The organism is Streptosporangiales bacterium, from assembly GCA_009379825.1.
Classification (GTDB): domain Bacteria; phylum Actinomycetota; class Actinomycetes; order Streptosporangiales; family WHST01; genus WHST01.
Genome location: WHTA01000021.1, coordinates 52,320 through 75,621, shown reverse-complemented (window position 1 = coordinate 75,621; position 23,302 = coordinate 52,320). Strand labels below are relative to the sequence as shown.

The 23,302-nt window shown below is 69.0% G+C and carries 20 protein-coding genes and 2 pseudogenes; 13 read left to right on the top strand and 9 right to left on the bottom strand.

Going from position 1 to position 23,302, the window contains the following annotated elements:
* Positions 1-32 precede the first annotated feature (32 nt).
* Positions 33-365: a hypothetical protein gene (locus GEV07_13210; protein ID MQA03627.1), complete on the bottom strand. Its 333-nt coding sequence runs from the start codon at positions 363-365 to the stop codon at positions 33-35.
* Positions 366-548: 183 nt separating this feature from the next.
* Between GEV07_13210 and GEV07_13205 the strand changes: the two genes are divergently transcribed.
* Positions 549-1,619, top strand: coding sequence for an IS630 family transposase (locus tag GEV07_13205; protein ID MQA03626.1), 1,071 nt, complete (start codon positions 549-551; stop codon positions 1,617-1,619).
* 45 nt (positions 1,620-1,664) lie between these two features.
* On the opposite strand, the gene GEV07_13200 is transcribed toward GEV07_13205, so the two are convergent.
* Both GEV07_13200 and GEV07_13195 read right to left on the bottom strand, forming a co-directional pair.
* Positions 1,665-2,507 (bottom strand): DUF1989 domain-containing protein, encoded by an 843-nt coding sequence (locus tag GEV07_13200; protein ID MQA03625.1) that lies wholly within the window; start codon positions 2,505-2,507, stop codon positions 1,665-1,667.
* A gap of 3 nt (positions 2,508-2,510) precedes the next feature.
* Positions 2,511-3,182 carry an FCD domain-containing protein gene (locus GEV07_13195; protein ID MQA03624.1) on the bottom strand — a complete coding sequence of 224 codons (672 nt, stop codon included), beginning with the start codon at positions 3,180-3,182 and terminating at the stop codon, positions 2,511-2,513.
* Positions 3,183-3,490: 308 nt separating this feature from the next.
* Here GEV07_13195 and GEV07_13190 point away from each other — a divergent pair, with 308 nt between their 5' ends.
* From GEV07_13190 to putP, 10 genes are all read left to right on the top strand, one after another.
* Positions 3,491-4,129, top strand: a complete 639-nt coding sequence (locus tag GEV07_13190) for an FCD domain-containing protein (protein MQA03623.1) — start codon at positions 3,491-3,493, stop codon at positions 4,127-4,129.
* A 191-nt stretch (positions 4,130-4,320) separates the two neighbouring features.
* On the top strand, positions 4,321-5,313 hold the full coding sequence (locus GEV07_13185; GenBank protein MQA03622.1) for a pyruvate dehydrogenase (acetyl-transferring) E1 component subunit alpha: 993 nt from the start codon (positions 4,321-4,323) through the stop codon (positions 5,311-5,313).
* The gene (locus GEV07_13180; protein MQA03621.1) at positions 5,310-6,293 is read left to right on the top strand and encodes an alpha-ketoacid dehydrogenase subunit beta; all 984 of its coding nucleotides are present in this window, start codon (positions 5,310-5,312) and stop codon (positions 6,291-6,293) included. Before GEV07_13185 ends, GEV07_13180 begins: the two co-directional genes overlap by 4 nt.
* Positions 6,290-7,513 carry a 2-oxo acid dehydrogenase subunit E2 gene (locus GEV07_13175; protein ID MQA03620.1) on the top strand — a complete coding sequence of 408 codons (1,224 nt, stop codon included), beginning with the start codon at positions 6,290-6,292 and terminating at the stop codon, positions 7,511-7,513. Before GEV07_13180 ends, GEV07_13175 begins: the two co-directional genes overlap by 4 nt.
* Positions 7,514-7,544: 31 nt before the next feature.
* Positions 7,545-9,002 carry a dihydrolipoyl dehydrogenase gene (lpdA, locus tag GEV07_13170; protein ID MQA03619.1) on the top strand — a complete coding sequence of 486 codons (1,458 nt, stop codon included), beginning with the start codon at positions 7,545-7,547 and terminating at the stop codon, positions 9,000-9,002.
* Positions 8,999-10,228, top strand: coding sequence for an FAD-dependent oxidoreductase (locus tag GEV07_13165; GenBank protein MQA03618.1), 1,230 nt, complete (start codon positions 8,999-9,001; stop codon positions 10,226-10,228). Before lpdA ends, GEV07_13165 begins: the two co-directional genes overlap by 4 nt.
* A 9-nt stretch (positions 10,229-10,237) precedes the next feature.
* Entirely contained in the window at positions 10,238-11,008 is a 771-nt protein-coding gene (locus tag GEV07_13160; protein ID MQA03617.1) for an FCD domain-containing protein, read from the top strand.
* Positions 11,009-11,215: 207 nt separating this feature from the next.
* The gene (locus GEV07_13155) at positions 11,216-11,992 is read left to right on the top strand and encodes a glucose 1-dehydrogenase (GenBank protein MQA03616.1); all 777 of its coding nucleotides are present in this window, start codon (positions 11,216-11,218) and stop codon (positions 11,990-11,992) included.
* A 49-nt stretch (positions 11,993-12,041) separates the two neighbouring features.
* Positions 12,042-13,160, top strand: a complete 1,119-nt coding sequence (locus tag GEV07_13150; protein ID MQA03615.1) for a leucine dehydrogenase — start codon at positions 12,042-12,044, stop codon at positions 13,158-13,160.
* A 39-nt stretch (positions 13,161-13,199) separates the two neighbouring features.
* Positions 13,200-14,741: a sodium/proline symporter PutP gene (putP, locus tag GEV07_13145; GenBank protein ID MQA03614.1), complete on the top strand. Its 1,542-nt coding sequence runs from the start codon at positions 13,200-13,202 to the stop codon at positions 14,739-14,741.
* Between the two features lie 193 nt (positions 14,742-14,934).
* Here the strand turns inward: putP and GEV07_13140 are convergent.
* The 3 genes and pseudogenes from GEV07_13140 to msrA all read right to left on the bottom strand — a co-directional run bounded on the left by GEV07_13140 (position 14,935) and on the right by msrA (position 17,450).
* Positions 14,935-15,654 (bottom strand): annotated as a pseudogene (locus GEV07_13140) (DDE-type integrase/transposase/recombinase).
* A 193-nt stretch (positions 15,655-15,847) separates the two neighbouring features.
* Positions 15,848-16,129: pseudogene (locus GEV07_13135) on the bottom strand (hypothetical protein).
* Between the two features lie 655 nt (positions 16,130-16,784).
* Positions 16,785-17,450 carry a peptide-methionine (S)-S-oxide reductase MsrA gene (gene msrA / locus GEV07_13130; protein MQA03613.1) on the bottom strand — a complete coding sequence of 222 codons (666 nt, stop codon included), beginning with the start codon at positions 17,448-17,450 and terminating at the stop codon, positions 16,785-16,787.
* Between the two features lie 213 nt (positions 17,451-17,663).
* On the opposite strand from msrA, the gene GEV07_13125 reads away from it, so the two are divergent.
* Positions 17,664-18,716 carry an aminotransferase class I/II-fold pyridoxal phosphate-dependent enzyme gene (locus GEV07_13125; GenBank protein ID MQA03612.1) on the top strand — a complete coding sequence of 351 codons (1,053 nt, stop codon included), beginning with the start codon at positions 17,664-17,666 and terminating at the stop codon, positions 18,714-18,716.
* 92 nt (positions 18,717-18,808) lie between these two features.
* Positions 18,809-19,066, top strand: coding sequence for a hypothetical protein (locus GEV07_13120; GenBank protein ID MQA03611.1), 258 nt, complete (start codon positions 18,809-18,811; stop codon positions 19,064-19,066).
* 4 nt (positions 19,067-19,070) lie between these two features.
* On the opposite strand, the gene GEV07_13115 is transcribed toward GEV07_13120, so the two are convergent.
* The 3 genes from GEV07_13115 to GEV07_13105 are packed head-to-tail and all read right to left on the bottom strand — an operon-like array spanning position 19,071 to position 23,283.
* The gene (locus tag GEV07_13115; GenBank protein ID MQA03610.1) at positions 19,071-20,138 is read right to left on the bottom strand and encodes a hypothetical protein; all 1,068 of its coding nucleotides are present in this window, start codon (positions 20,136-20,138) and stop codon (positions 19,071-19,073) included.
* Positions 20,139-20,158: 20 nt separating this feature from the next.
* On the bottom strand, positions 20,159-21,688 hold the full coding sequence (locus tag GEV07_13110; protein MQA03609.1) for an AMP-binding protein: 1,530 nt from the start codon (positions 21,686-21,688) through the stop codon (positions 20,159-20,161).
* A 23-nt stretch (positions 21,689-21,711) separates the two neighbouring features.
* Positions 21,712-23,283, bottom strand: coding sequence for an AMP-binding protein (locus GEV07_13105; GenBank protein ID MQA03608.1), 1,572 nt, complete (start codon positions 23,281-23,283; stop codon positions 21,712-21,714).
* Positions 23,284-23,302: the final 19 nt, after the last annotated feature.

Genomic DNA, 23,302 nt, shown 5'->3' with positions numbered 1-23,302 from the left:
CTAGTGGGCATCTCCGGAAGTTCGTCGGGGGCTCAGGTCCAGGCGGTCGGGTCGGCGAGGTAGAGACCGCAGGCTGTGTCGAGGGCCTCCTCGGCGGTACCGCCCATGGAGCCGGTGGGTAGGTATGAGTCTTCGTAGTCGTCGTGGCTGGCTCGGTAGATCGCGAAGCCCCACTGGTTGGCGTAGCCGGCGTAGCGCAATCGGCACAGCTTGAGCACGTCGCCGTCGGCCAGGGCGCCGTCGACGTAGGCGAACCCGGCTCGGTAGCGCACCCGGACTTCGGTGAGTTCGGGCCAGCGTGTGCGGGCACGAGCCGAGAGCCGCTGATGGAGAGAGGTCCGCGTCGACTCCGGGATCTTGGCCATGGCCTTCATGGTGGCCTATGCATCGACAAACACCCACCGCCCCGGCGTGTCATTGCTCGACGCGGCGTGCTGGTCGGCGACAACAGAGGGGTGGTGATCTCTTCCCCCTTCGTGATCATCCTGTCCGCCGCCGATCAAGCCATCCTGTCTGCTCGTCTCCGGTCCGGGCGAGCCGAGCATCGGATGGTGATCCGCGCCAAGATCGTGTTGGCTGCCGCTGACGGTCACACGAACGCCGCGATCGCCGCCGAGCTGGGGATGCATATCGACACCATCCGCAAGTGGCGCCGACGGTTCCACCAACACGGACTCGATGGGCTCACCGACCGTCCCCGGTCGGGACGTCCGCCCGTTTTCACCCCTGTCCAGGTCGCCGAGGTCAAGGCGCTGGCCTGCACCGCGCCGGCAGACGCTGGTGTCCCGCTGGCCCGCTGGTCGGTCGCCGAACTGGCCAAGGAGTCGGTCGCCGAGGGCGTGGTGGAGAAGATCAGTGCGAGCACCATCGGCCGCTGGCTGGCCGCTGACGCGATCAAACCCTGGCAACACCGGTCCTGGATCTTTCCCCGCGATCCCGCCTTCGCAGCCAAGGCCGGCCGCGTGCTCGATCTCTACGACCGCTGCTGGGCGGGCCACGAACTCACCGACGACGAGTACGTCATCAGCGCTGATGAGAAGTCCCAGCTGCAAGCCTTGCGTCGCCGTCACGCTGGCGTGCCGGCCGGACCCGGACGCACCCGCCGGGTCGAGTTCGAATATCGTCGGGGCGGCACACTTGCCTACTTCGCCGCCTATGACGTGCACCAGGCCGACGTGATCGGCACCATCGCTCCCAAGACCGGGATCGAGCCCTTTGCCGACCTGGTTACCAAGGTGATGAGCGCCGAACCGTACGCGTCGGCCAAGCGGGTGTTCTGGGTCGTCGACAACGGCTCCTCCCACAACGGACAGGCATCGATCGACCGGATGAACACCGCCTGGCCGACCGCGACCCTGGTACACCTGCCCGTGCACGCGTCCTGGCTCAATCAAGTTGAGATCTACTTCTCCATCCTCCAGCGCAAAGCGATCAGCCCCGCCGACTTCGCAGACCTCGACGACCTCGCCACGCGCATCCTCGCGTTCCAGGACCGCTACAACACCACCGCGCAATCGTTCAACTGGACCTACACCCGCGACGACCTCAACCAATTCCTGGCCCACCTGCGGCTACACGACCCAGTCACATCCCCACCAGTGAGCCGACCGGCCGCATGACCCCGACGAACTAACGGAGATGCCCACTAGTTGCATCAGCCAGGGTCAGGTGCGGTCGGCCCACTGCGTGGCGCCGAGGCCGTGCAGGTTGCCGTAGGCGGCGCGTTGCGGGGATTGCCAACCGTCCAGCAACGCCGGGTCGAGGCGGTACACCTCGACGCCGATTGGGTGGCAGGTGTCGACCGGATCGCGGGCGTCCGGGCCCCACAGCGGCACCGACAGGTCGCCGCCGGGACAGGTGGACAGCGCGCACAGCAGGTCGAGCTCGGCGAAGAACTCGAGGAAGTCGCCGGGCTTGGCCGGGCAGGCCTTCATAAAGTATCGGTCCTCGTCGTTTAGCCCGGTGCACTGGAAGACGTTGAGCACGTCGTGCACGTCGAACTCGGTGAGCCCGTACGGCAGTACAGCACGCACGAGGTTGGAGTGGCAGTGGTAGTCGAAGTCCTCGCCGGTCAGCATCCGGTTCACGTATGGGTCGCAGCGGGTGCCGAGCAGGTCGTGCACCCGGCCCCCATCGTCGTCGACGCTGTAGTCGGCGAGCGTGTCGCGGGTGACGGTGAGCAGCGGCCGCAGAAATGGCAGGTTGGACCAGAGGCGGTCGTAGGTACTGATGTGTGCGCGCTGGAGCTGGCGGCTGCGTGACGCCCACATCCGCTCGCGCGGGTCATTCGCGTTCCACACGTTGAAGTCGCCGACCTGTGGGCCGTCCACCGTGACGAGCCGGCACAGGTGACCTGCGGGCACCTGCCAGGCGTGGCCGGAACGGATCGGGATCTCGAAGGAGTCGACGAGCTCACGTTCGGAGTCGGCCAACGTCCGGTAGAACCCGCGATCGACGTCCAGCGCACCACCGGCAGTGGCCTGGTACGCGGCGGCTGGTGAACCCATTCCCTACCTCCTGTTTCGATGGGCGCGCACGACGTCGAGCACGCCCTTCTCCGAGTCGTCCAAGTACTGTGCGGTGAGGGCGCGTGCGGAGTCCCTGCTGCCGCGGCGGACCAGGTTGCAGATCTCCCGGTCACGTGGTATCCACGGCGTCTGCCACGCGGCCTCATCGCGTATCGTCGCGAAGGCCAGCCGCAGCTGGGTCAGCACACCGCGGAAGAACCGGTCGATGCTGGCGCTGCCGAGCAGTGCGACCAACGCCTGATGGAACCGCAGGCTGGCGGTACCCACCTCGTTCCACGCCTTCCCGGTCACTGCCCGCTCGGCCGTGCGGACGGCGGTGTCGAGGTCGGCGAGGCGGTCGGTGGGCGCGAACGCGCTCTGCTCGACCGCGCCGAGCTCCAGTGTCCGCCGGATCCGGTAGATCTCGTGGACGTCGTCGACGGACAGGGTCTTGACGACTGCGCCTTTGTGCATCTGGTGCACGACGAGGCCCTCGTACTCGAGTAGTCGCAACGCCGCGCGGAGGGTGTGCCTGGCGACGCCGAACTCGGTCGACAGCGCCACGTCGCGCAGCGAGGTGCCGGACAGCAGATGACCTTCGGTGATGCGCTCGCGGAGGACTCCGGCTACCCGCTCACCCGCGGACACCGTTGCGGCCTTTGCTTCCTCCCCCATGCGAAATGAGCGTAGTAAAGATTGTGCCACAATCTGAGCTTAGCAGGGATGTGCCACAGTCCGCAGACTCGCTTTGCAGGGACCCATCACAGCACGACGTGCCGTCACATCAAGAGGTGTTGCGCGGGCATCGCTGGTCAATATTGTTCCACATTCTCAAGATGAAAAAGAGTCCGGCGCCGTGGCAAGACACGAGGCGCGGCGACATGGCTGAATCCAGGTCGACTTGCTCGCGGCGAACGGAACGCTCCTGGTAACCAGGGGTGCTACGCTGCGTGTCGAGCGTGTGGAAGGGGTTTGGCAAGGCGATGTCGGCGGATTCGGGGTCGCTGACCGATCAGGCGCACCGCCAGCTCCGTGACGACATCATCTGCGGACGCATCCGGCCGAATCAGCGTCTCGTCGCCGCCGATCTCGCGGAACGGATGCAGATCTCCCGCACACCGGTGCGCGAGGCCCTGAAGTTGTTGGCGGCTGACGGTCTGGTGGCCGGCGCCAAGCGCGGCTACACGGTACGCGAGCACACCGACGCGGAGATCCGCGAGATCTACGAGGTCAGGGCGGGTCTGGAGAGCATGGCCGCCCGGCTGGTGGCGCAGCGGGCCAGCGACGAACAGATCGAGGCGATTGCCGCGTTGGGCGCGCACGACGAACGGCTCGCCGAGGTCGACCGGTCGGAGCTCGTCGAGCTCAACACCGCCTTCCACGACGCGATCGTGCAAGCGGCCGGCAACACCAGGCTCTGTGAACTCAACGGCAGGAACAGCGAGCACTTCTTCAGCTACCGGATCGCCGCGCTCTACACCGACGCGGAGGCGCTCGCATCGGTCCGCACCCACGGCCAGATCGTGCACGCACTCCTCGCGCGGGATCCGGACGCCGCCGCGAACGCCGCGCGCGAACACGTGCTGCAGGCACTCGACGTGGTGCTCGCCAAGCTGCAGTGACCGCCGGCTGAGTCGTAGGCGCCAGTCCTGCGACACCGGGATCGAACCGTTCCGCGGACTTGTCAGCACCCATTTATGAACGCAGGATTGTATCCATGACTGGGTGCTCGCGCTTCTCGACCGTGGGGGAGCCTGCCACTCCCGTGCGGATGCTGACCGTCGACGGGGCTCTGTGTACCGACACGCCGTCGATGACCGACGATGCGGTAGTCGACGCGCTCAGGTACATGACGCTCGCCCGCACGTTCGACGACCGGGCCACCAGCCTGCAACGGCAGGGGCGGTTCGGCACGTTCTCCTCGGTCCGCGGTCAGGAGGCGTCGGTGGTCGGTGCGGCGAGCACGCTCGACCCGTCCAAGGACTGGATCGTGCCGCAGTACCGGGAGCTGCCCGCGCTGTTGCGGCATGGCCTGCCGCTGGAGAACTTCGCCCGCTACTTCATGGGCAACCCCGCGGGCACGGCGATCCCCGACGGCGTCCGTACGCTGCCGATCCAGATCTCGCTTGCCGCACAGCTGCCCCAGGCCGTCGGGCTGGCGTGGGGGTTGCGCAGGCAAGGCGGCGACGGCGTCGTGCTCACCTACTTCGGCGACGGTGCGTCGTCCGAGGGCGACTTCCACGAGAGCCTCAACCTCGCCGGCGTCACCGGAGCGCCCACGGTGTTCTTCCTGCAGAACAACGGGTGGGCGATCTCCACTCCGCGTGCCGCTCAGACCGCCGCGCCGACGCTCGCTGGGCGCGCATCTGGGTACGGCGTCGAGGGCGTGGTGGTCGACGGCAACGACCTGCTCGCCGTCCACCAGGTGACCGCGGAGGCAGTGGACCGGGCGCGCGCCGGTGCGGGACCGACGCTGATCGAGTCGCTGACCTGGCGCGCTGGAGCGCACAACACCGCCGACGACCCGACCCGGTACGTCGACCCTGGCGTGGCCGAGGAGTGGTCGGAACGCGACCCGGTGACCAGGGTGCAGCGTTACCTGCGGGCGCGGGGCGTCCTCGATGACACCGGGTTCGACCGGCTGGCCGCGCAGTGCGCCGCCGAGGTCGAGCGCGCCCTGGCCGTCGCGTCGGAGACGCCCACGGCGTGCGCGGAATCGCTGTTCGACCACGTCTACGCGTCACCGCCGCCGCGTGTCGTCCAGCAACGGGCGGCCTGGACCGCGCGGCAGGAGGGTGCGATATGACGACGAGGACGATCGTCGAGGGCATCAGGGACTGCCTGTACCAGGAGATGGAGCACGACGAGCGGGTCATGGTGCTCGGCGAGGACGTCGGCAAGCTCGGCGGCGTCTTCCGAGCCACCGAGGGTCTACAGGACAGGTTCGGAACCGAACGGGTCGTCGACATGCCGCTCGCCGAGGGCGCGATCGTCGGCGCCGGCATCGGTCTCGCGGTCAGCGGCCTGCGGCCCGTGGTCGAGATCCAGTTCCTCGGCTTCGGGCACCAGGCGTTCCACCAGATCGGGCAGCAGGCCGCGCGGCTGCGCTACCGGTCCCAGGGGACCCACGGCGTGCCGCTGGTGATCCGCGCGCCGTTCGGCGGCGGCGTGAGGACGCCGGAGCTGCACTCCGACGCGTTCGAGGCGCTCTACGCACACACCCCAGGGCTCACCGTGGTCGCGCCCGCCACCGCGTACGACGCGAAGGGGATGCTCGCGGAGGCGATCGCGTGCGACGACCCGGTGCTGTTCCTCGAGCCGCTGAAGGGCTACCGGCTGGTCCGCGACGAGGCGCCGGACGAGCGCTACCGGGTCGGGTTCGGCCGGGCGCGGATTGCCCGGGAGGGCAGTGCGGTCACGCTGGTCGCGTGGTCGGCGGCTACGCAGGTTGCTCTGCGCGCCGCCGACGAGCTGGCCGCCAAGGGCATCGACGCGGAGGTCGTCGAGCTGCGCTCGCTCGTGCCGCTGGACACCGCGACCGTCAGGGACTCGGTCGCCAAGACCGGCCGGGTCGCCGTGGTGCAGGAGGCACCGCTTACCGGCGGGTTCGCCGCCGAGCTCGCCGCGACCATCCAGCAGGAGTGCTTCTACGAGCTCGAGGCGCCGGTGCTGCGGATCACCGCGCCGGACACGCCGTACCCGCTCGCCGGCGTCGAGGATCTGTACGTGCCCGACGCCGACCGGGTAGTGGCCGAGGTCGCCGCGCTGATGGCGGTGCCCGCATGAGCGAGCTCACCGACTTCCTGCTCCCCGACGTCGGCGAGGGGATCGCTGAGGCCGAGCTCGTCGAATGGCTGGTGGGTGTGGGTGACCCGGTGGCCGCCGACCAGTCGATCGTGGTGGTGGAGACCGACAAGTCGCAGGTGGAACTGCCCGCACCGGTCGCCGGCACGGTCGCCGAGATCGGGCCCGCCGTCGGCGACGTCGTCGCGGTGGGGACGCTACTGACCAGGATCGCCACCGGCGGCGACCGCGACGGAAGCGGAACCTCTGAGCAGCCGCCCCGTCGGCGGCCGCTGGCTAGCCCGAGTGTGCGCAAGCGCGCGCTGCGGCTCGCGATCGATCTGGCCGACGTCCCGGGCACCGGGCCGCGCGGCCGGGTGCTTGCCACGGACGTGGACGCGTACGAGACTCGGGTCGGCGCTCCCGAGCCCAACCCCGCACCGGAACCCGCGCGAAAGGCCGCGCTCGAGTCGGAATCCGAGCCGGTGCCGCAGCCGGCCACCGAGCCGACCCCGCCGACCGAGCGCGGCGACACCGTCGTCCAGCTGCGCGGCGTGCGCCGCCGGGTCGCCCGGTCGATGACCGAGGCGCTGCAGATCCCGCACATCCACGAGTTCCGCGAAGTCGACGCGACGCAGCTGCTGGCGGCCAGGGAGACGTTGCAGGCAGGGTTCGCGCGCGACGGGCTGCGGCTGACCGTGCTGCCGTTGCTCGTGCGTGCCTGCGTGTGGGCGCTGGGCAGGCACCCGTCGTTCAACGCCCGGTTCGACGCGGAGCGCGAGCGGCTCACCCAGTACGGGTCGGTGGCGCTCGGTGTCGCGACCGCCACCGACGACGGCCTGCTCGTGCCCGTGCTGCGCGACGCCGAGCAGCGATCGCTGCGCGACACCGCCCGCGAGCTCGCCCGACTCACCGCGGTGGCCAGGACCCGCACCGCGAGCCAGTCGGACCTGTCCGGTGGCACCTGCACGGTCACCAACTTCGGATCGCTGGGCACCTGGCTCGGCACCCCGGTGATCCGGCCACCCGAGGTCGCGATCGTGGGCTTCGGCCGAGTCACAGAGAAGGTCGTCCCGGTCGACGGCGTGCCCGCGGTGCGGCCGGTGCTGCCGATCGTCGCGGCCACCGATCACCGGGTCAACGACGGTGCCCACCTCGCCGCGCTGCTCTCCGACATCGCGGCTGTGATCGAGCAGCCGCTGTTGCTGTTGGACCAGGGCTAGCGACCGGGCAACCGAGGTCGGGGAGGGGCACATGGTCGTCGGAGAGATGCCCGAGGGCGTCGACCTGTTGGTCGTCGGCGGCGGACCCGGCGGGTACGTGGCCGCGCTGGAGGCCGCGCGGCGCGGCCGTTCCGTGCTGCTGGTCGACGCGGCGGGGAAGCAGGGCCTCGGGGGCGTCTGCCTGTCCGTCGGTTGCATCCCGTCCAAGGCGCTGATCGAGCTCGCGGGCGCCGCGGACGGCATCGGCAGCTGGGCCGGGAGAGGACTGTGCGGCCCAAGGCCGGACGTCGACCTGGCCGCCTTCCAGGAGTGGAAGCAACGGCTCGTCGACGGCCTGCGGACCGGCGTCGAGGGCCTGCTGACCGGCGCCGGCGTCGAGGTTCGACCGGGATGGTTCAGGTTCACCAGGCACGACCAAGGTGCGGTGGAGACCGGCGAGGAGCCGCCCACGCACGTCAGGTTCAAGTCCTGCGTACTCGCCACCGGCTCGCGCCCAGTGGTACTGCCGCACCTGCCGCCGGACGGGACGCGCATCCTCGACTCCACCGACGTGCTCGGCCTCGCCGAGGTACCTGGCCGGGTCGCCGTCGTCGGCGGAGGGTACATCGGCGTGGAGCTGGGTACGGCATTGGCGAAGCTGGGGGCGCAGGTGACCCTGGTCGAAGCTGCGGACAGCCTGCTGCCGGCGCTGGGCGACCGGGTCGCGGTACCGGTCGCGCGCCGGCTCGATGAGCTCGGCGTCGACGTCCGCACCAGCACGGTGGCAGTGGCGGACGACGGTGTTCGGCTGACCGTGCGCGGGCCGTCGGGCGAGGAGGACCCGTTGGCGGTCGACCGCGTCGTCGTGGCCGTCGGCAGGGCACCGAACACCGACGACATGGGTCTCGACGCGCTCGGCGTGAGCCCCGGTGCGGACGGCCTGCTCGCCGTGGGGTCGGACCGGATGCTGACGGGCGCGGTGGCCGCGATCGGTGACATCACGCCGGGTCCCGCGCTCGCGCACAAGGCGACCGCGGAGGCGCACGTGGCCGTCGACGTCCTGTGCGGGGTTGCGAACGGTTTCGACGCCGCCGTCATCCCTGTCGTGGTGTTCGGTGACCCCGAGGTGGCCACCGTCGGCCTGACCCAGGCGGAGGTGCGTGCGCAGGGCTACGCGGCCGACGTCGCATCGTTCCCGCTCGCGACTCTCGCGCGGGCGCGCATGCTCGCGGGCGACGCCGGCTTTACCCAGCTGGTCCACGAACGCGACGGCGGCCGGCTGCTCGGTGCGCAGGTGGTGGGCCCGCACGCCACCGAGCTGATCGCCGAGCTCGCGCTCGCCGTGGAGATGGGGGCGAATCTGGAGGATCTCGCCGAGACGATCCATCCGCACCCGGTGATGAGCGAGGCGGTCACCGAGGCTGCCCGCGTTGGGTTGGGTGCGCCGGTGCACGTGGCCGCCGGCCGTGCCCGGGCCACCGATTCGCTCGGAGGAGGAGGTGGCGGATGAAGACGGTTGTCGTCGGTGCGGGCCTGGCCGGTCTGGTAGCCGCGGACGCGCTCGCTCGCGCCGGCCAGCAGGTCACCGTGCTCGAGGCACGCGACCGCGTCGGTGGCCGGCTGTGGACGTATCGCGGGGCCGAGCTCGGTGGCCAGTACGCCGAGCTGGGCGCGGAGACGCTGTACGCGGGTCAGCAGCACGTGCTCGGCTTGGCCGAGCGGCTCGGCCTCGAGGCGGTGCCGTGTGGTTACTTCGACACCGCGGCGCCCGGCATGTTGTTCGGCGGCCGGTGGCTGTCGCGTGCGGAGCGAGAGGCGGTGACCGGCTGGCTGAGGGAGCACTACCGCACGGCCGCGCCGGCGCCGTTCGAGAACCTCGAGGCGTGGGCCCGTAGACAGGGCGCACCTGCCGACGTGCTCGCATTCGTCACCGCGTTCGCCCAGTACACGCCGGTGACCTCGCTGCGGCATGCGGACGCGCAGGAGTTCGAGCGGCAGCTGACCCACGCCGGCGAGTCGTATCGGCTCCGCGGTGGCAACGACCTGTTGGCCACCGAGCTGGCCGCCGGACTCGAGGTGCGGCTCGGCGAGCAGTCGCGGGTGATCCGCTGCCACACCAGCGGGGTGGTGGTGGAAGGCGATGCCGGCTCGGTGTCGGCGGACTGCGTCGTCGTCGCCGTGCCCGGCCCGTTGACCGTCGGGCTCGGCTTCGACCCACCGCTCGCCCCGGACAAGGTGCGGGCGCTCGCCGAGCTCCGGTACGGCACGGCGGCCAAGGTGGTCGTGCAGTACGCGCAGCGGTCGGCGGTCGCCGAGGCGGTCGGTTCCGGCTGTTTCACCGACTCGGTCGCGCCGTGGCTGGTCGAGCAGTCCAGACACCAGGAGGGTGACCAGGTGCTGCTGTCCAGCATGCCGGCAGGCGATGCCGAGCCCGCTGTGCTCGGCGAAGACTTCTACGCGGCACTCGACCTGGATGTCGGTCTGCTTGCCGGCCGCCCGGTCGACCGGCTGCACGCGGTGGCGCACAGCTGGACGCGTGACGATCTCGCCCGTGCGGTGGTGCGGGCGCCTCTCGGGGACCAGCGCGAGCGGGTGCTCCCTGACGTACGCGGCCCGCACGCTGGGTCGGTGTTTTTCGCCGGGGAGCACACCGACGACCGGATCGGCCCGGGCGGGCTGGAGGGAGCGGTCCGGTCAGGGATACGTGCGGCAGAGGAGGTTCTCGCTGCCAGCTGAGGCGGCAGCATGGGCGAATCTACGGCGGTCCGATCGTCGAGACAGCGGTCGTACGACGCGAGAACTCAGCGTATGCTGTCTTGTATACGCCGCGTGAGGGGGAAGCTCGTGGAGTCGCACGCCCAGCCCAGCCGGGCCACTGGGGAGGGCTCGCTGCGCGAAGTTGTGTACCAGCGCCTGCGTGACGCCATCCTGCATGGCCACTACCGGCCGAACCAACGGTTGGTGGAGCTGGATCTCGCCGACGAACTGCAGGCGAGCCGCACCCCGGTGCGCGAGGCGCTGCAGCGGCTCGGCAGCGAGGGGCTCATCGTGCGGGTCAGGCGCGGATGGGCGGTGCGCGAGTTCAGCAAGGCCGAGATCCGGGAGGTCTATGAGGTGCGGCTGGCGCTGGAGGGTTACGCGGCGCGCCTCGCGGCTGAGCGGGCCAGTGACCGCGAGCTCGACGAGATCGGCACCTTGATCGACGAGCAGCTGCGTGCCCAGGCGGCTGACGTGATCCCGCGGGACCTGTTGGTCCAGGTCAACGACCGGTTCCACGAGAGCATAGTGGAGGCGTCAGGCAACGCAAGGCTGGTGGAGAGCATCCGCCGGAGCCGCACGTACTACTTCAACTACCGACTCGCCTCGTTGTACACCGACGAGCAGGCCGTCTCGTCGCTCGACGAGCACGTAGCGATCGCCGCGGCCGTGCGCCAGCGTGCCGGCGACAAGGCCGAGTTGCTGACGCGCGAGCACATCGTGAGCGCGTTGGGGCTCATCGTCTACCGGTTGCTCTGACCCCACCAAATCCGCCCGTTGCCAGCCATGGGCAGCAGGTGTACATTGTTGTATCCAATTAGACATGCATTGTGACGGCCGTGGCTCGCCGGCTGCGAGGACCACGCCCGCGCCGGTCGGACGCGCGCGTGGTGACGTCTGGACCGATATGACCGGGTGGCGTGGCGCGGGCGACGAACCACGGCGGTCGATAGGAGGCCGACGCCGATGAACGCTGCCCCCTCGTTCGACCTGACCGGCAAGATCGCCGTGGTGACCGGATCGAGTCGCGGCCTCGGTAAGGCGATGGCTGCCGCGCTCGCCGCCCAGGGCGCATCGGTCGTGATCTGCGGGCGTGACAAGGCGACCGCCGAGGCCACCGCCGAGGAGATCGCGACGGAGGGCAGCACCGCGTCCGCGACCACCTTCGACAACACCGACCGCAGCAGCTGCGCCGCGCTCATCGACACCGTCGTCGACAGGTACGGGCGGCTGGACATCCTCGTGAACAACGCGGGCACCGACATCATCAAGCCCGCCGAGACGTACGAGGAGAGCGAGTGGGACGAGGTCATCGCCACCAACCTCAGCGGCTACTTCCACTGCGCCCAGTTCGCCGCACGGCGAATGATCGACCAGGGCGAGGGCGGCTCAATCGTGATGATCTCGTCGATCGCCGGCAAGGTGGGTATTCGCGGACTCACCCCGTACTCCGCGAGCAAGGGCGGTATCAACCAGCTCGTGCGCACCATGGCCGCCGAATGGGCGCCACACGGCATCAGGGTGAACGCGATCGGACCCGGGTACTTCGAGAACATCATGCAGAACGCGACCGATGAGCACGACCGGCCGGAGAAGCAACGGCAGGTCATCGACTTTACGCCGATGGCGCGCCGCGGCTGGCCGGACGAACTCGGTGGGCCGGTCGTCTTCCTCGCCAGCGACTCGGCGTCCTACGTGACGGGCCAGGTGCTCTACGTCGACGGCGGATACACGGCCAACTGACCGTGCAGGGGTGACGATGAACAGTTCCGCGAGCTCGGCAGCCTCTGTGATGACCGCGCCCGTGTTCGACTACCTACGCGAGCACGCCTTCAAGAAGGTGGTTCTCGTGAACGACACCGCGACCGGCCTGCGCGGGGTGATCGCCATCCACTCCACCGCGCTCGGACCGGCGACCGGGGGGTTGCGGATGTGGACGTACGCCGACGAGTCCGACGCGATATTCGACGCGTTGCGTCTCGCCAGAGGGATGACCTACAAGTACGCGGCGGCCGGCATAGACCTCGGTGGCGGCAAGGCGGTGATCATCGGCGATCCGAAGAAGGACAAGTCGGAGGCGTTGATGCGCGCTATGGGCCGGATGATCGACCAGCTCGGCGGCGAGTACATCACCGGTGAGGACGTGGGCACCACGCTGACCGACATGGAAACGATCTACACCGAGACCGAACACGTCGTGACGCTCCCCGAGCACTGCGGTGGTGCCGGCGACATCTCACCGTCGACCGCGCTCGGCTCGGTGCAGGCGATGCGCGCGTGTGCCGAGCGGGTGTGGGGGAACCTGGACCTCGCCGGGCGCACCGTCGCGCTGCAGGGCCTCGGCATGGTGGGCAGCAAGGCGCTCGCCCTGCTCGTGGAGGCCGGCGCGCGGGTGACGGTGACCGACATCGACCCGGACCGGGTCGCCTGGGCGGTCCAGGAGCACGGGGTGGAGGCGGTCGAGCCTGACGCCATCTTCGAGGTAGACGCCGAGATCTTCGCACCGTACGCGTTGGGCGCGGTGATCGACGACGACACCGTCGGCGTGCTCAAAGCGAAGGTCGTGGCTGGTGCCGCCAACAACGTCCTGGCCGACGACAGGCATGGCGAGGACCTCATCGCACGGGGCATCGTGTACGCGGTCGACTATGTCGCCAACTCCGGCGGGACCATCTTCGACACCGACCGCTACCGCAAAGGTGGTTTCAACCCGGAGCGCGCCCGCGCCAACGTACTGCGGATCTTCGACCGTACGAAGGAAGTGTTCGCTATCGCAGATCGGGAGGGCATTCCATACCACCGTGCCGCCGACAGGCTGGCGGAACAGCGGATCGAGGCGTTGAGTGCAGTGCGTCTGCTCGATCGTCCCGACACCGTGCACCTCACGCCAGCTTCGACGCGGCGTTCATGACCCCGTAGGGGTCGGTTGGAAAGGCACAGGTCGACAAAGATGTCAGAAGAGGCCTCCTATACGACAACCCTCGTTATCTACTTCGCCGCGATGCTGTTCATCGGCGGCTGGTGTTATCGGAAGAACCGGAACCTCTCCGACTACGTGCTCGGCGGACGCAGTCTCAACTACTACGTGACCGCGCTGAGCGCCATGGCAAGTGACCTGAGCGCGTGGCTGCTGCTCGGTCTCCCCGGCGCGGCCTATGCCGCCGGGCTCGGCTCGTCGTGGATCATCATCGGACTGTTCGTCGGGCTGTACGCCAACTGGCGCCTGATCGCGGGGCGGCTGCGGGACTACTCGCAGCGCGCCACCGACTTCAGCAGCGGCGAGCAGGGTGACGCGCTCACGTTGTCGGCGTACTTCGAGAACAGGTTCGAGGACCGCACTCACCTGCTCCGCCTGGTCTCCGCCGTCGTCATCATCGTGTTCTTCACCGTCTACGTGGCCTCCGGTATGGTCGCCGGCGGTGTCTTCTTCGAGAACGTCTTCGACGCGGACCCCACTCTCGGCGTTGTCGTCACCGGCGGTGTCGTGGTTGCCTACACGTTCGTCGGCGGCTTCCTCGCGGTGAGCTACACCGACTCCGTGCAGGCCCTGATCATGTGGGTAGCCGTGCTCGGTGTGCCGATCGTTGCGTTGGCGCTGATCGGTGGGTTCGGTCCGCTCGCGGACGCGGTCTCGGCGCGCAGCCCCGAGCTGCTGTCGGTCATGGGTGACGTGTCGTTCGCGGACGGGCAGTGGACGGCGGCGGGCACGGTCAGCGTGGTCGCCATCATCTCCGGCCTCGCCTGGGGCTTTGGCTATCTCGGGCAGCCGCACATCCTCGCGCGGTTCATGGGCATCAAGTCCGCGGCGGAGATCCCCAAGGCCCGGCGCATCGGCGTGACGTACGGCGTCACCGGCATGAGTGCCGCCCTCGCACTCGGGCTGTTCGGGATCGCCTACTTCGACGAGCCACTCGCAAACCCGGAGAGCGTCTTCATCAGGCTGGTCAGGGACATCATCCCCATTGGGATCGCCGGCGTGTTCCTCGTCGGGGTGCTCGCTGCCATCATGAGCACCGCGTCGTCGCAGCTGCTCGTGGCGGCTTCCTCGCTGAGCGAGGACGTCTATCGGCGGTTCTTCCGGCGGGAGGCCACCGGCCGCCACCTGCTGTGGGTCAGTCGCTTTATCGTGTTGGGCGTCGCCGTGGTGGCGTTCCTGCTCGCGCTGCGCGGCGGCAGTGTCCTCGACATCGTGGCGTACGCCTGGGCCGGGTTCGGCGCGTCCTTCGGGATGGTGCTGCTGACATCCCTGTTCTGGCGCAAGATGAACCGGGTCGGAGCGCTGGCCGGGATGATCGGTGGCGGCGCCACGGTGCTCATCTACCCGCAGTTCGACACCATCGGGCTGTACGAGATGGTGCCGGGCGTCGCGGTGAGCCTGCTCTGTATCTTCGTGTTCAACAGGCTCGGCGTCGCGGCGACGGCGCAGATGCAGGAGGACTTCGACGACATTGCGTCGCGGCAGGGTAAGCGCGAACCGGTCGGCAGTTCCTGACGGCCCGACTGCCGTATCGGTGTTCGCGCTCTTCCGTGTACTGAAGGCTCTGGGAGCGATGACAGCGCTACACCGGATCGTGGCCGGTCTCGTGGGCGCTCGGATGCTTCATACGGCGACCCGGTCCGCTGTCCGTTCTCGCCCGGAGAAAGGGCGTGAAGCAGATGTTTCTGCTTCACGCCCTTTTGTCCATTCACCGGTGAGCTAACACTCGGACGCCGTTGTAGTGCGCGCGGGCGAGCACGAGTTCGGCGCGCAGGGTGGCCGGGTCGCGGATCGCGAGCAGGGTAGTCGAGTTTGAGGTGGCCGTTGAGGCTTTCGATCCACGCTTGGTCGGTGGGGTGCCGGGCCTGCCGAAGTGCTGCGCGATCGCGCACAGCGCCATGAACTCCCGCGTTGAGCCCGACGTCATCTGCGGGCTGTTGTCGGAGACGGCGAGCAGGACCGGCCGGGACTCCTCATCGACGCCGATGTCGACGCGGCCGTCGTCGTGGCGGGCGTCGACGGCCTCCAGCAGCCCTTCGGCGTCCAGGGCGGCGGTGAAGGCGAGCTCGACCTGGGTGGAGGTCTCCTCGACCGAGACGACCTCGGTGATCCACTTGCGCGAGACCAGGTCCTCGATGATCAGCACCGCCATCCCCGCGGCGGGGAAGTGCGTGGTGTCGTAGATCCACATCGAGTTCGGCGTGTACTCCACCCAGTCCGGGAACGGTCTGCGCACCGACTTGTCCAGTCGTGGCCGAAAGTGTTTGTCGGCAAGGAAAGGCACCCGCCGCACCGACGACGGCGACACCCACATCCGGCCCAGGTAGGAGCCCCGGTGCGCGAGCTTGCGGTGCGAGCGGTCGGTCTCGCCCCACTCGTCGAACAGCGCCAGGATCTCCTCGATCTCGGCGGGCAGCAGCGAGTGCATCGGCGAGCCTCCCGGTGTCCGGTCGACCAGCCTGCCCCGGCACGACGGACCAGCCAGCGATGCGTTCGCCGCTCGGACAGCTCCAGCTGGCCACAGGCTCGGCGTAGCGTCCAGCCGGCCTCGAGCGCCTCGTCGACCAAGTCGAGCAAGCCCGCCTTGGTGGCCGCCTCGACCCGGGCGGGGACGCGGCCACTCAGCCCCAACCGTCTTTTCCCTCCACCAGCATCAGCTTGACCGCCATCTCCTTCAGCGCCTCGCCCAGCCGGGCGTTCTCGGCCATCGCCTGCTCCAGCTCGTAGTCACGCTGCCGAGCCGCGACACCGGGCTTGGACGCCGCCAGCGCGGCCAGCGCGCCCTCCTTGGCCACGGTGCGGATCCGCATGATCGTCGAACGGTCGACATGCTGCTGGATCGCCGCCTCCGCGATCGTCACCTCCTGCCGCACCAGCTGCAGTCAGATCTCGTACTTCTGCGACGCGGACTTGACCCAGCGGCGTCGCGGAGCCTTGTCGCAACCCAGTGACGTCGTCGACCCATGTGCGCATGAGATGGTCCACATCGGTCCAGGACGGCGGTTTCATTCCCGCCGAGAACGCAGCAATCTCGTGCCGTCGGAAGTCGCCGGGCCCCTCACCTGCCGTTGCATCTGTGTGCGGTGCAATGGTCCACACCGGCGTCATGCAGAGGTGGTGGACGTGGCGGATCTCCTGAAGTGAGACCAACTGACCGTCATGCCATTCGTCGGGCTCCAGTGCCTGGCCGTACACCCAAGTCGCGGCATCCCCATAACCACGTACTTCCATTTAGTCGCGAAGAGGTTTGGCCCCCACCGCTTTGCCCTCGTCGAGGAGCTTCTCGACCTCACGAAGCACGAGCGTGTTGCCCTCGATCGCAGTACTGTTATGGGCCTCCTGATGCCAAAGGTCCGCCCAGACGTCCGCAGCCTCGACTGGTCGCGGCAAGCCACCGTATCGTTCCCTGAGCTCACTCACCGCTTCATCGAGCCGCAGGTAGACAGTGGCTCGCGAGGGGCGTCCACGACCGGTCACGGCAGCTCCAATTTTGTTCGGGTTGAGTGAAACTAAATGTACCGAACAACCTGGCCGCCGCGTCCGAGCCCGACTATCACATCAGCCCTGCTCGACGCCGAGGCCAACCGGGCAGCTCACCCCAGTGCCGCTAATGCCGCAGTACCCGTTGGGGTTTTTTACCTCTGAAAGGTACTGCTGGTGGTAGTCCTCGGCGAAGTAGAACTCGCCGGCGGGGGCGATTTCTGTGGTGATCGCGTCGTGGCCGTTGCGCTGCAGTTCGTCGTTGTACGCGGTGCGGCTGGCTTCGGCTTGTTGCCGCTGCGCTGCGTCGTGTACGTAGATCGCCGAGCGGTACTGGGTGCCGACGTCGTTGCCCTGGCGCATGCCCTGGGTCGGGTCGTGGTTCTCCCAGAAGACCTTCAGCAGGGTCTCGTACGAGACCGCGGACGGGTCGAAGACCACGCGAGCCACCTCGGCGTGCCCGGTGAGGCCGCTGCAAACCTCCTCGTACGTGGGGTTCTGGGTGAACCCGCCGGCGTAGCCCACCGCGGTGGTCCACACGCCGTCGAGCTGCCAGAACAGCCGCTCCGCGCCCCAGAAACAGCCGAGCGCGAAGTCCGCGACCTGCAGGCCGTCCGGGTAGGGCGGGGTCAGCGGGTGCCCGAGCACCGTGTGTTCGGCCGCGACGGGCATCGCCTCCGCGCGCCCCGGCAGGGCGTCCTCGCGCTCCGGCAGGGTGATCGGCTTGCCGCCGAGCCAGCTCATGGTGCCTCCTCGTCCGGTGACCTTCTCCCCATCCTGACGTAATAACGCCCCGTCCGTGCACCCGCATTCCACCCGGCGCCCCCGCGGCGATCGTAGGGTGGGCGGGTGAGCTCCCACCCCTTCGACGCGATCACCCTGGATGACCTGCGGCTGCGGACGAGCATCAAGTGGCGTACCGCACCTCCAGACGCCCTGCCCTCGTTCGTCGCCGAGATGGACTACCCGGTTGCGGAGCCGATCCGCACCCGGCTGCAGCGGTCGCTGGAGATGTCCGACTTCGGCTACGCCCCGTACGACCCGCGGGTGCAGGTCGGCGAGGCGCTGGCCGCGTACGCGCAGGCCACCTGGGGCTGGTCGGTGGACCCGGAACACACCGTCGTGCTCGCCGACGTGATGCGAGGCATCGAGCTGTGCCTGACCACGTTCGCCGAGCCCGGCGACCAGGTCGTGGTGAACACGCCGATCTACCCGCCGTTCCTCGGCGCGATACGCGACTGCGGGCGCACGCTCGTCGAGTCGCCGCTGGTGTGGCGCGACGGCGGGCCGAGCCTCGACCTGGACGACCTGGCGGCCAAGTTCGCCGCCGGCGCCCGCGTCTACCTGCTGTGCCACCCGCACAACCCGTCCGGCCTCGTGCTCACTGCCGCCGAGCTCGCCAGGATCGTCGAGCTGGCCGAGCAGTACGGCGTGCTCGTCGTCAGCGACGAGGTGCACGCTCCGCTGACCTACCCGGAGACGGCCTGCACGCCGCTGCTGAAGGTCGCAGGCGCCGACCGCGTCGCCGTCGCCGTCACCAGCGCGAGCAAGGCCTGGAACATCCCCGGCCTGAAGACGGCGGTCGTCGTCGCCGACGACCCGGCGCGGCACCAGGCACTGCTCGACCTGCCGGTACGCACGCGGATGGGAGCGAGCATCCTCGGCGTGCACGCCAACATCGCGGCCTGGACGCAGGGCGCGGCCTGGCTCGCGGACGTGCTCGGCTACCTCGACGGCCAGCGCAGATACCTCGCCGAGCTGCTCGCCGCGGAGCTGCCGGACGCCGGGTACACGGTGCCAGCAGCCACCTATCTCGGCTGGCTCGACCTGCGCGCGTACGGGCTCGACGACCCTGCGGCCGCGATCCTCGAGCGCGGCCGCGTCGCGGTGTCGAACGGCGCCGAGTTCGGCGAGCCAGGAATCGGCTGGGTACGGCTGAACTTCGCCACCTCGCGCGCACTGCTTGCGGACCAGGTACACCGGATGGCGAAGGCACTGCGCACCGGCTGACGCCGGGTCAGCGGCCGCGAGCTATGGCCGACCTATAGCGGCTCTCCCTAGCCTCGTACCGAGCAGGCGAGGTCGTCCCTTAGGAGCGCTGCATGCCGAAACCGAGCTGGCTGCAACGGTTGCAAGAACGCCGACAAGAGAAGCAGTACGACAAGGCGTACCGGAATGCGCTGTCCAACGAGATCGTGATGCAGCACTATGCGGAGAACAGGTGGCAGTACCCACCGGGAGCCAGGCCCCAGCCGCTGGAGAGAGCATTCCTGGAGAAGCACGGGTTGCAGAGCCGGGCGAGGCCCAGCGACCGGGAGCGTGGCCGCGGCAGTGAGGACAGCGGCCGCAGCACGCGCTGACCGGTCACCACAGCCAGCTGCCGGTGTCCTCGAACGTCCAGTGCTCACCGGTCTCGTCGTGCGTCCACGACGAGCGGACGTGCCCGTTCATCAGCCTGGTGGCCATGGCGTGGAACTCGAACAGCGCCTGGAACAGGTCATCCGGGTAATCCGCACCGAACGGCGTGCGCCCGTTCACGGCTATCCGCACCCGTTTGTCGTCCTGCTCGACCACCTCGTACGGACGCCGGCTGGCCTTCAGCAGCTCGGTGTGCAACGTGGCGACATCGGCGAGCGACGACCCCTCGGCACCCGTACGCGCACGCAGGTCGGGCAGGTACTGCACGGCAAGCATGCGCATGGTGTCGCCGACGATGTCGTGCGTGATGTTCGTGCCGAGGTAGCGGTAGAGACTGTCCACGGTCGCCTGGCTGTACCTGGACGAGAACTTCGGCCGCGCCTTGAGCATGCGCACCTCTGGCCACAGCTCGGGGTCGAGCGTCGGCGCTACCGCCGGATCGAACTCTGGCGTCCTGGTGGCGACCTCGAAGCGCATCACCTGGTCCGGCCGCAACGACTCGTCGTGCTCGATGAAGTAACCCTCGTCGTACGGGTCGCCCTCCATCACGAACTTCGTGCCGACGTAACCGAGCCGGTCGCAGCCCATCAGCTCGCCGTTGCGCGGGTGCCAGGAGCTGAAGATGGTGCGGCGCAGGTTCCCCGGCATCGCCATCAGCGCGGTGCCCGCGTACGTCCACATCGGCGACAGGTACCTGATCCATACCTTCTTCTTGCTCTCCTCGACGTACTCCATCTCGAGGCCGCCGATGATGTTGGTGAAGTAGTGGTACTTCGCCGCGGCCACGGCCGGCGGGTCGCCGTCGATGCCGAGGCGGCGCAGCCCGTCGACGTACTTGTCGTCCTGGTGACTGGTGAGCACCGAGTACCAGAGCTTGTTCACGAAGTCGCTGCCGTGCCAGCGGTACGCCACCGCGGTCAGCCCGGAGAACGCTTTCGACCAGAACGCTGTCGCGAGCTCGGAGTAGCGCCTGACGACGTCCTCGTCGGTGCTGCCGAACGGGTCGGTGTACATCAGCAAGACCTCCACTGTGCTCAGAACTCGGTGCCTGCGGCGCGGTCACGTAACGGCGCGCGGGCGATCTTCCCCGACTGCGAGGTGGGCAACGTCTCCACGAACTCGACCACCCGCGGGTAGCCGAACTTCGAGTGATGGGTGCGTACGAAGTCCTTGATCGAGTCGGCCAGCCCCTGCCCCGGTTCGCCTTCGACGACGAGGAACGCCTTCACCAGCTGGCCGCGCGCGGCGTCCGGCACCCCGACGACGCCGGCCACGCGTACCTCTGGATGCCGTTCACAGACCTGTTCGATCTCGTACGGGCTGATCCGGTAGCCGGCCGACTTGATCAGGTCGTCGCGGCGGCCGAGGTGCCAGAAGTAGCCGTCCTCGTCGACGTACGCCGCGTCCTTCGTGCGGAACCACTCGCCGCCGAAGTCGCGTTCGGTGTCCTCCGGCCGGTTCCAGTAGCCGAGCGGGAACTGTGGGTTCGACCGCGCGCGCAGGCAGATCTCGCCCGGCTCGCCCTCCGGCACCGGCTCGCCGTTCTCGTCCAGCACGTGCACGTCCCACCCGGGCGTGGGACGCCCGATGGAACCGCGCTTCACCGGCATGGTGCGGAAGTTCGCGACCATCGGGTACGCCTCGGTCATCCCGTAGTTCTCCAGTACGGGGATCCCGAACTGGCTCTCGAACCACTCCGCCTCCGCCGCGCCCAGCGGCTCGTTCGCCGCACAGCAGACGCGGAACTGCTGCGGGTACCGCTTCGCGGCGTCGTCGACCTGTGTCATCAACCGCAGACCGGTCGGGTTGACGAAGAGGTTCGTCACCCCGGTCCTGGAGAGGAAGTCGAACAGCCGCTCCGGGTCGTACCGCCGCTTCGTGCTCTGTACGGCGTTGACGGCACCGAGCCGCCACGGGCCGAGGATCTTGTAGATGCCCCACGCCCAGTCGCCCATCCAGTAGCTGAGCTCACCGTCGCGCAGGTCCTGGCAGTACTCGAACTCGTTGTGCGCGAGCAGAGCACGGTGCGGCGACACCACGCCCTTCGGCCGTCCTGTGCTGCCCGATGTGTAGTAGATGAACGCAGGGTCGTCCGCGGACGTGTCGAAGGTCGGGCAGTCGGCGGAGTACGCGGACAGGTCGAGCCGCGCCAGGTCCACCGCGCCGCCGCACGCCGCCACAGGCGGCCGGTCTACGTTCTCCGCGTTGGTGAACACGACCTTCGGCGTGCAGTCAGCCAACCGGAACTGCAGCGAGTCGTCGCTCCACAGCGGCGACATGGTCACGGCCACCGCACCGACCTTCAACGCGGCGAGCACCGCTGCCGCCGTCTCTGGCGCGGGCCGCAACAGCACGGCGACCCGGTCGCCGGGCACCACGCCTTGCGACCGCAGGAAGTTGCCGAACCTGGCGGCCAGCTGTTGCATCTCGCCCCAGCTGACCCGGCCACCGCCGCCGGCGTCGTCCTCCCACATCATGGCGAGCTTGTCCGGCGGGTGCCGGTCGCAGACCGCGGTGGCCACGTTGTAGCGCGCCGGCACCTGCCACCGGTGCCGGTCGCGCATCGTCTCGTAGTCGGCGAGCACGCTCATGAGGCTGGCTTTCCTTGTGAGGCGGCATCGTGCAGGTCGATGGCTGCGTCGACGGTTCTGGACAGCTGGCCCTTGGCGACCCGGCGGCTCGGCGTCAGCGGCAGCTCACCCACCAGCTCGACGTACCGCGGTAGCTGGAAGTCGGCCAGCCGTTCGCGCGCCCACCGCACCAGCTCGTGCGGGTCGACGGCCCGGTCCCCCTCGGGCGCGACGAACAGCTTGATCTCCTGCTCGCCGACCTCGGCTGCCACGCCCACGGCCGCGCACTGCGCGACGTTCGGGTGCACGGCGAAGACGTTCTCCACCTCCCAGGCGGACACGTTCTCGCCGCGGCGGCGGATGCTGTCGCTGCTGCGGCCGGCGAAGTGCAGATGGTTGGTCTCGGCCACCCGTCCCAGGTCGCCGGTGCGCCACCACTCGCCGGCGGCGGCCTTGCTCGTGGCCGCCGGGTTGTTCAGGTACCCAGGTGTCACCAACCCCGGCAACGTGCCGCGGACGAGGATCTCACCGGCACCGCGCACCCCGTCGTCGCCGCCGTCGAGGCGTAGCTCGAACCAGGGCAACGGCAGTCCGGCGCCGAACTCCGGGCCGTCGCGGTTCACCGTCACGACACTGGACGTCTCGGTCATGCCGTAGCACTCCCGCAACGTGATACCGAACCGGCGCTCGCACTGCGCCCAGATCGACGGCGTGGCACCGGCTCCCCAGCCGACCCGTACGCGGTGCCGCTGTTCCGCAGGCGACGGCGGCTGGTTCAGCAGCATCTGCAGGATGCCGCCGAGATAGTGGATGTGGGTCGCGTCGAGGTGCGCTACGTCGGTCCAGAACCTGGACGCACTGAACCCCTTCGCCATGGCGATGCTGACGTCGGCGAACAGCGGCAACAGCAGCACCTGTGCCCCGCCGATGTGGTATACGGGCTCCCACAGGTACATCCGGTCACCTGGCACAGGCCCGGCGGCTTCCACGCAGCCGAGCGCGGAGGCCAGCAGCATCCGGTCGGTCACCTGCACGCCCTTGGCCGGCCCTGTGGTGCCTGAGGTGTACAGCACGGCGCAGGTACCGGACTCGACGTCCGGCGTCGCTTCCGGCCGGCTCGGTGTCACGACACCGATGCCGCCGTACGCCTCACCGAGACCACCGAGCGACTGCTGCTCGAACGGTGCGCGCTTCGCCGCAAGCGCACGGTGCACGGCGTCCTCGGACTCGCTGCCCACCCGCACGATGACGTGCGTCGCCGCGCAGTCGTCGATGACGTGCTCGAGCGGCGCCCCGCGCAGCCGCACGTTCAGCGGCACCCACAGCGCACCGAGCTCGAGCAGCGCGAACAGCACGCTGATGTGCGGCATGGAGTTCGGCAAGCCGAGCATCACCCGCGCGCCTCGGCCGACGCCGAGCTCGGCGAGGTGGGCGGCCACCCGGCTCACCTCTGCGTCGAGCTCCCCGACACACACGCTGCGCTCCGCGTCGATGCAGTACAACCGATCCGGGTCCGACTGCGCCCGGTCGGCCAGCAGTCCGCGGACGGTCGTACGCAGGATCTGCGTACGCACGCTCAGTTCGACCATGGTCAGCTACCGGCCCGGT